At 70.7% G+C, this 6,375-nt stretch carries 5 protein-coding genes; all 5 read left to right on the forward strand.

Annotated elements, in window-relative coordinates; genetic code table 11:
- Window positions 1–474: 474 nt before the first annotated feature.
- The 5 genes from F6X68_RS29470 to F6X68_RS29490 all read left to right on the forward strand — a co-directional run bounded on the left by F6X68_RS29470 (window position 475) and on the right by F6X68_RS29490 (window position 6,311).
- The gene (locus F6X68_RS29470; RefSeq protein WP_151457309.1) at window positions 475–1,767 is read left to right on the forward strand and encodes an ABC transporter substrate-binding protein; all 1,293 of its coding nucleotides are present in this window, start codon (window positions 475–477) and stop codon (window positions 1,765–1,767) included.
- Between the two features lie 156 nt (window positions 1,768–1,923).
- Complete coding sequence (locus F6X68_RS29475; protein ID WP_151457310.1) at window positions 1,924–2,895, forward strand: carbohydrate ABC transporter permease; 972 nt, start codon at window positions 1,924–1,926, stop codon at window positions 2,893–2,895.
- A gap of 11 nt (window positions 2,896–2,906) precedes the next feature.
- Window positions 2,907–3,749 (forward strand): carbohydrate ABC transporter permease, encoded by an 843-nt coding sequence (locus F6X68_RS29480; protein WP_151457311.1) that lies wholly within the window; start codon window positions 2,907–2,909, stop codon window positions 3,747–3,749.
- Window positions 3,746–5,179, forward strand: a complete 1,434-nt coding sequence (locus F6X68_RS29485) for a GH1 family beta-glucosidase (RefSeq protein WP_151457312.1) — start codon at window positions 3,746–3,748, stop codon at window positions 5,177–5,179. Before F6X68_RS29480 ends, F6X68_RS29485 begins: the two co-directional genes overlap by 4 nt.
- 85 nt (window positions 5,180–5,264) lie before the next feature.
- The gene (locus F6X68_RS29490) at window positions 5,265–6,311 is read left to right on the forward strand and encodes a LacI family DNA-binding transcriptional regulator (protein WP_151457313.1); all 1,047 of its coding nucleotides are present in this window, start codon (window positions 5,265–5,267) and stop codon (window positions 6,309–6,311) included.
- The last annotated feature ends 64 nt before the right edge of the window (window positions 6,312–6,375 follow it).

The raw sequence follows: 6,375 nt of genomic DNA on the forward strand, positions 1-6,375 counted from the left end.
CTGATGCCGCTGAACCCCTGCGCCGCCTTCGCCGCGCACCCCCGCCGCTGCCGCTGAACCGCTGCTGCCGCTGAACCGCTTCGGCTGCGGCGCGTTCCGGCCGCTTTGGCTGCGGCGCGTTCCGGCCGCACGCAGGGTGCGCGACGGGCCGCTCAGCGTGTCCGTCGCCCGCGTCCGGGCCTGCTGAACCGCTTCAACGGGGCGGGTGCCCAGGTGGCGCCGCCCGGCGGGTCGGCCCGCGACGTGCGGCAGTCGGGGTGTACGCACACGCGGTAACGATCTGGGAACGCTCCCATGGGCCTATTGACACCTTCGACACCCGCCGGCAATCTCATGGGAGCGCTCCCGCGAACGTGGCACGACTCACCCGCGCCCCGCTCCGGACGTCGACCACCGGCCCCGACCGGTGCAGACGGCGCGCACGGCACCCCCCACCACACCCAGTCAGCCTCACCACCGAAAGAGGGGTCTCCGATGAGCCTCACCACGCGGCGCACCCGCATGGCGGCTGCCGCCCTGGCCGCGATAACCGCCATCGGCGGTCTCGCGGCCTGCGGCAAGGACGACGACGCGCCAGCGGCCGGCGAGAAGCCCGCCAAGCTGGTCGTCGACACGTTCGGCGAGTTCGGTTACGACGAGATCATCAAGCAGTACGAGAAGGACACCGGCATCAAGGTCGAGCTGCGCAAGACCGCCCAGCTCAACGAGTACCGGCCGAAGATCGTGCGGGCGCTCGCCACCGGCAAGGGCGCGGCCGACGTGGTCGCCCTGGAAGAGGGCATCCTCAACGAGTTCAAGGCCAACCCGGCCAACTGGGCCGACCTCGCCCCGCTGGTCTCCGACCACAGCAAGGACTACCTGCCCTGGAAGTGGGAGCTGGGCAAGGCGCCCGACGGCCGGCTGATCGGCCTGCCGACCGACGTCGGCAGCCTCGCCGTCTGCTACCGCCGGGACCTCTTCCAGGCGGCCAAGCTGCCGGTCGAGCGGGACCAGGTCGCGGCCCTCTGGCCGGACTGGAACGCCTTCATCGAGACCGGTAAGAAGTACCGCACCGCCACCGGCAAGGGACTGCTCGACTCGGTCACCACCGCCGCCAGCGCGGTGATGTTCCAGCAGGGCGGCGAGCTGTTCTACGACAAGGACGACAACGTCGTCGCGGACAAGAGCGCGGCGGTGAAGACCTCCTGGGACACCGCGGTCGCGATGGCCGACGCCAAGATCACCGCCGAGACGGCCACCTGGTCGCCGGAGTGGTCGGCCGGCTTCAAGCAGGGCACCTTCGCGGCGACCTTCTGCCCGTCGTGGATGCTCGGCATCGTCGCGGACAACTCCGGCCCGCAGAACAAGGGCAAGTGGGACGTCGCCCCGGTGCCCGGCGGCGCCGGCAACTGGGGTGGCTCCTGGCTCGGCGTGCCGACCCAGAGCAAGTACCCCAAGGAGGCGGCGAAGCTCGCCGAGTACCTGACCAACGCGCAGAGCCAGGTGGCGGCGTTCAAGCTCAAGGGCCCGCTGCCGACCAACCTGGAGGCGCTGAAGAACCAGGAGTTCCTCGCCTACACCAACGAGTACTTCAACAACGCGCCGACCGGCAAGATCTTCGGTGAGAGCGTCGCCAAGATCCAGCCGCTGCACCTCGGCCCGAAGCACCAGGCGGTGAAGGAGAACGCGTTCGAGCCGGCGCTGCGCTCGTACGAACAGGGACAGGCCACGAAGGACAAGGCCTGGGAGCAGTTCGCGAAGGACGCCAAGACGCAGGGCGCCTTCTGACCCACCTCGTCGCCAGGTGGCGTCCGGGTCCACACACCCGGACGCCACCGGCGCCGTCCCCGTTCCGCCCCGGACGCCATCGGCGCCGTCCCGTTTTCGCGTAAGAGCGCCTGGGCGTCGGCGCGCGCCCGTGCCGACGCCGGGAAAGGACCCCGCATGAGCCTCTCGGCCACGACGGCGCCGCCGTCTCCCGCCGCACCGCCACCCCGCCCGCCCGCGCGGCGCCGGTCCCGGTCGCACTCGCTGACCCGGATGGACCTCAAGTACTCGCCGTACCTCTACATCGCGCCGTTCTTCGTGGTCTTCGGCATCTTCGGGCTCTACCCGATGCTGCGGACCGCCTGGATGTCCCTGCACGACTGGAACCTGATCGGCGACCACAGCTTCATCGGGTTCGACAACTACGTCGCCCTGGTCAAGGACGAGTACTTCTGGAACGCCACGCTCAACACCTTCGGCATCTTCCTGCTGTCGACCATCCCGCAGCTGCTGCTCGCCCTGTTCCTGGCGAACCTGCTCAACCGCACCTTCCTGCGCGCGCGCACGCTGTTCCGGATGGCGATCTTCATGCCGAACGTGGTCTCGGTCGCCGCCGTGGCGATCGTCTTCGGCATGCTCTTCCAGCGCGACTTCGGCGTGATCAACTGGCTGCTGAGCTTCGTCGGGATCGACGCGGTCGACTGGGACGCCGAACGCTGGAGCTCCTGGACCGCCATCGCCTCCATGGTCAACTGGCGGTGGACCGGCTACAACACCCTGATCCTGCTCGCGGGCATGCAGGCCATCCCGCGCGACCTGTACGAGGCGGCGGCGCTCGACGGCGCCAGCCAGTGGAAGCAGTTCTGGCGGATCACCCTGCCGATGCTCACCCCGACCTTCGTCTTCGTGGTGATCCTCTCCACGATCGGCGGGCTCCAGCTCTTCACCGAGCCGCTCGTCTTCGCCAACGGCAACATCATCGGCGGCGACCAGCGCGAGTTCCAGACCCTGGCGATGTACATGTACGAGCTGGGCATCGAGAACCTCAACACCGCCGGCTACGGCGCCGCGGTCGCCTGGGCGATGTTCCTGATGATCGCCCTCGTCTCGGGGATCAACTTCCTGCTCGTCCGCCGCACGGTGAAGTGAGGAACGCCCAGATGAACTCGGCATCCCGGCGCCTGTGGCGCACCAGCCCGCTGACCTACGTCGCGCTCGTCCTGGCGACGCTGTTCTCGATCTACCCGTTCTACTACATGGTGGTCATCGCCACCCGCAGCCTGGACTCGATCAACGACGTCCCGCCACCGGTCACGCCGTCCGGGTCGTTCGGCGACAACTTCGGCCGCGTACTCGACAACGAGGCGGCGAACTTCCTCACCGGCCTGCTCAACTCGGTGATCGTCTCCGGCATCGTGACGGTCTCCGTGGTGATCACCGGCTCGCTGGCCGGCTTCGCCTTCGCCAAGCTGCGCTTCCGGGGCCGCAACGCCTTGCTGCTGACGATCATCGTCACCATGATGATCCCGACGCAGCTCGGCCTCATCCCGCTCTGGGGCATGATCCAGGACCTCAACTGGTTCGACACCCTCTACGCGGTGACCGTGCCGTTCCTGGTCAGCGCGTTCGGCGTGTTCATGATGCGGCAGTACGCCACCCAGGCCATCTCCGACGAGCTGATCGAGGCGGGCCGGGTGGACGGGGCGAGCACCTTCCGCATCTACTGGAGCATCGTGCTGCCCGCGCTGCGGCCGGCCGCCGCAGTGCTCGGCCTGCTGACGTTCATGGAGACCTGGAACTCGTTCCTGTGGCCGTACGCGGTGCTCACCTCCGAGAACCCGACGCTCCAGGTCTCGCTGGCCTTCCTGTCGTACGCCTACTACACCGACTACTCGCAGGTGTTCGCCGCCACGGCGGTCGGCACTCTACCGTTGGTGATCGTGTTCATCGTGTTCGGCCGCCAGATCGTGGGCGGCATCATGGAAGGTGCCGTCAAGTCGTGAGCAACCCCGCCAGCCCACCCGCCGTCGGCGTCGTCGACGACCGTCCGCCGCTGACCTTCCCGCCCGGCTTCCTCTGGGGCGCGGCCACCGCCGCGTACCAGATCGAGGGCGCGGCGGCCGAGGGCGGCCGGACCCCGTCGATCTGGGACACCTTCAGCCACACCCCGGGACGGGTGGTCGAGGGGCACACCGGTGACGTGGCCTGCGACCACTACCACCGGCTGGGCCCCGACGTCGCGCTGATGGCCGAGCTGGGGCTGAAGTCGTACCGGTTCTCGGTCTCCTGGCCGCGGGTGCAGCCGGGCGGCACCGGCCCGGCCAACGCCGAGGGGCTCGACTTCTACCGGCGGCTCGTCGACGAACTGCTGGGGCACGGGATCGAGCCGTGGCTGACCCTCTACCACTGGGACCTGCCGCAGCCGCTGGAGGACGTCGGCGGCTGGCCGGCCCGGGACACCGCCGCGCGGTTCGCCGACTACGCCACGCTGGTCGCCGACGCGCTCGGCGACCGGGTGCGCTACTGGACCACGCTGAACGAGCCGTGGTGCTCGGCGTTCCTCGGCTACGGCTCCGGGGTGCACGCGCCGGGCCGCTCGGACGGCGCGGACGCCGTACGGGCCGGACACCACCTGATGCTCGGCCACGGCCTCGCGGTGCAGGCGCTGCGCGCGGCCCGGCCGACCGCCGAGGTCGGGGTGACGGTCAACCTCTACCCGGTCACCCCGGCCAGCGAGGCGCCCGCCGACGTCGACGCCGCGCGGCGCATCGACGGGCTGGCCAACCGCTTCTTCCTGGACCCGCTGCTGCGCGGGTCCTACCCGGCGGACCTGATGGCCGACCTCGCCAAGGTCACCGACTTCGGGCACGTGCGCGACGGGGACCTGGCGACCATCTCCACCCCGCTGGACGTGGTCGGCGTCAACTACTACAGCCGCCACGTCGTCGCCGCGCCGGATCCCGACGCCGAGCCGGAGCCGTACTGGCGGGCGCCGTCGTGCTGGCCGGGCAGCGAGGACGTCCGGTTCGTCACCCGGGGCGTCCCGGTGACCGACATGAACTGGGAGATCGACGCCCCAGGCCTGGTGGAGACGCTGCGCCGGGTGCACGAGGAGTACACGGACCTGCCGCTCTACGTCACCGAGAACGGCTCGGCCTTCGTGGACGAGGTGGTCGACGGGCAGGTCGACGACGCCGACCGGCTGGCGTACTTCGACGCCCACCTGCGCGCCGCGCACGAGGCGATCGAGGCCGGGGTGCCCCTGCGCGGGTACTTCGCCTGGTCGCTGATGGATAATTTCGAGTGGGCCTGGGGCTACACCAAGCGGTTCGGGATGGTCCACGTCGACTACGACAGCCAGGTCCGCATTCCCAAGTCCAGCGCCAGGTGGTACGCCGAGGTGATCCGACGCAACGGTCTGGCCGCACAATAGGCCAGGGCCAGCCATCAACGGGCGGCCCCGGCGCCACCCCGCACGGGGTGGCGCCGGGGCCGGTCCGCCGTCGGAGGAGCAGACAATGACAACGCAGCGCACCCGGTCGCTCGGGCGCCCGACCCTCGACGCCGTCGCCGCCCGCGCCGGCGTCGGTCGCGGGACGGTCTCCCGGGTGGTCAACGGCTCACCCCAGGTGAGCCCCGAGGCGCGCGCCGCGGTGCAGCAGGCCATCGCCGAGCTGGGGTACGTGCCGAACCGGGCCGCCCGTGCCCTGGTGACCCAACGCACCGACTCGATCGCCCTGGTGGTGTCGGAATCCGGCGACCGGGTCTTCACCGAGCCGTTCTTCGCCGGCATCGTCCGGGGCGTCAGCTCGGGGCTGCTGGAGACCCCGTTGCAGCTCTGGCTGGCCATGGTGCAGTCGCCGATCGAACGGGAGCGGGTCGAGCACCACCTGACCAACCAGCACGTCGACGGGGTCCTGCTGCTGTCGCTGCACGACTCCGACCCGCTGCCCACCCTGCTGGAGGAGCGCGGCCTGCCCACCGTGCTCGGCGGCCGCCCGGCCCGGATGCTGCAACCCGGCGCGCAGCCCGCGTACTACGTCGACGTGGACAACGTGGGCGGCGCCCGGCGGGCGGTGGAACACCTGGCCGGTCGGGGGCGGCGGCGCATCGCCACCATCGCCGGCCCGCAGGACATGGGCGCCGGCCTGGGCCGGCTGACCGGCTACAAGGAGGCCGTCAGGGCCGCCGGGGGCGGGGTCGACCCCGCCATGATCGCGTACGGCGACTTCAGCGAGGGCAGCGGGGCGGCTGGGATGCGTCGGCTGCTGGAGGACTGCCCCGACCTCGACGCCGTCTTCGTCGCCTCCGACCTGATGGCGTTCGGGGCGCTGCGCGCGCTGCGCGAGGCGGGCCGGCGGGTGCCGGAGGACGTCGCGGTGATCGGCTTCGACGACGCCCCGATCGCCCGGCAGGCCGAGCCGCCGCTGACCACGGTCTTCCAGCCGGTGGAGGAGATGGGCCGGCAGATGGCCCGCCTGCTGGTCAGCCGCATCCGCGGCGACGAGCTCCCGTCGCCCCACATCCTCCTGGACACCCAGCTGATCGAACGCGCCTCCGCCTGACCACCCACCCCACCCACCTCCGGGTTGATCATGAAGTTGTCGCCCTCGACGTCGGCGTGTCGCG

Origin of the sequence: Micromonospora sp. AMSO12t (assembly GCF_008806585.1) — a bacterium.
Classification (GTDB): Bacteria; Actinomycetota; Actinomycetes; order Mycobacteriales; family Micromonosporaceae; genus Micromonospora; species Micromonospora reichwaldensis.